Origin of the sequence: Kitasatospora sp. NPDC004669, from assembly GCF_040609455.1 — a bacterium.
Lineage (GTDB): Bacteria > Actinomycetota > Actinomycetes > Streptomycetales > Streptomycetaceae > Kitasatospora.
On the sequence record NZ_JBEXKB010000216.1, the window covers coordinates 1 to 1,541 of the forward strand.

The window sequence follows — 1,541 nt, forward strand, 5'->3', positions numbered from 1 at the left end:
GTGCCGCCGGTGATCAGGACGGTGCCGTCCGGGTCGAGCGGGGTGCTCTCCGTCGTGTCCGGGGTGGCGGCCCTGGCCAGCCGGGGCACGGTCAAGACGCCCTCGGTGAGCGCGAGTTCGGGCTCGCCGGTGCCGAGCGCGAGCGGAAGTGCGGCGGCGGACGCCTCGGTGCCGTCCTGGTGGGCGAGGACGATGCGGTCGGGGTGCTCGGCCTGGGCGGAGCGGACGAGTCCGACCAGGGCGCCGACCGCCGCGCTGCCGGTCTCATGGGGGAGGACGACCAGGACACGGGCGTCGGCGAGGGACTCGTCGGCGAGGACGTCCTGCAGCGCGGCGAGGGCGCCGGTGGCGAGCGCGTGGGTGCGCTCGATCTCCTCGCTCTCCGGAACGGCCAGGTCGAGGTGCCGGACGAGGTCGAGACCGGTGGCCCGGAGCGCGGCGGCGGACGCGGCATCGCTGAGGAGGACCCAGGAGCCGGTGGCGGAGCCCCGGCCGCTGAGGTCCTGCTCCTGCCAGTCCACCCGGTACAGCGCAGCGGCCCCGGAGAGGGCGGTTCGGGCCTCGGTGAGGCGGCTCGGGTCGACCTCGCGCATCGTCAGCGCGCCGATGGTCATCACCGGGGCGCCGGTCGCGTCGGCCACGGCCATGCTCACCGTGCCCGGCGTGGGCTCGCTCACCCGGATCCGCAGCCGGGTCGCACCGGTCGCGTGCAGGGCGACCCCGCTCCAGGAGAACGGCAGCCGGACGTGCCCGGTGGCCTCCACGACCCGCTCGCCGTCCGGACCGGTCCGGGGGACGAGGGCGCCGGGGTGCAGGGCGGCGTCCAGCAGGGCGGGGTGGATGCCGTACTCGCCCGGCTCGAAGCCGTCGGGCAGCGCGATCTCGGCGTAGACGGCGTCGGAGCTCCGCCAGGCGGTGCGCAGCCCCTGGAACAACGGACCGTAGTGGTAGCCGCGCTCGATGAAGTGCGCGTAGAAGTCGGAGAGTTCGACGGCGGTGGCGTCCGCGGGCGGCCAGGCGGTCAGGCTCTCCCCGTCGGCCTCGGGTGCCGTGACGAGGGAGCCGGAGGCGTGGCAGGTCCAGGTGGGGGCGGTGGTCGTGTCATCGGGGCGGGTGTAGACGGCGAAGGCCGCCCGCCCGGTGCCGTCCGCGGGCTCGATCACCACCCGCAGCTGCAGCGCGCCCTGCTCCGGGATGGCCAGGAAGGCGTGGTGGGTGAGCTCGTCGATCCGGTTGCAGCCGACATACGCGGCGGCGTGCAGCAGCAGGTCGATGAAGGCGGTGCCGGGCAGCACGGGCGCGCCGTAGATCTCGTGCTCGGCGGTCCAGGCCGGGTTGTCGGCGGAGAGCCGACCGGTGAACAGGTGCCCCTTGCCGTCGGGGAGTTCGGCGACGGCGGCCAGGAGGGGGTGGTCGGCCGTGGCGAGTCCGGCCGAGGCGAGACCGGCGCCGGCGGTGTCGGTGGCGGGCTTGAGCCAGTAGCGCTCGCGTTGGAAGGGGTAGGTGGGCAGGTCGGTGGGGTTGGTGGCGGTGCCGTGGAG

The 1,541-nt window shown here is 75.2% G+C and carries 1 protein-coding gene; it reads right to left on the reverse strand.

Annotation, left to right across the window (positions count from 1 at the left end; translation table 11 throughout):
* Positions 1 to 1,541, reverse strand: a 1,541-nt coding sequence (locus ABZW30_RS46975) for a polyketide synthase dehydratase domain-containing protein (RefSeq protein WP_355677491.1), incomplete at both ends; no start/stop codon positions are given.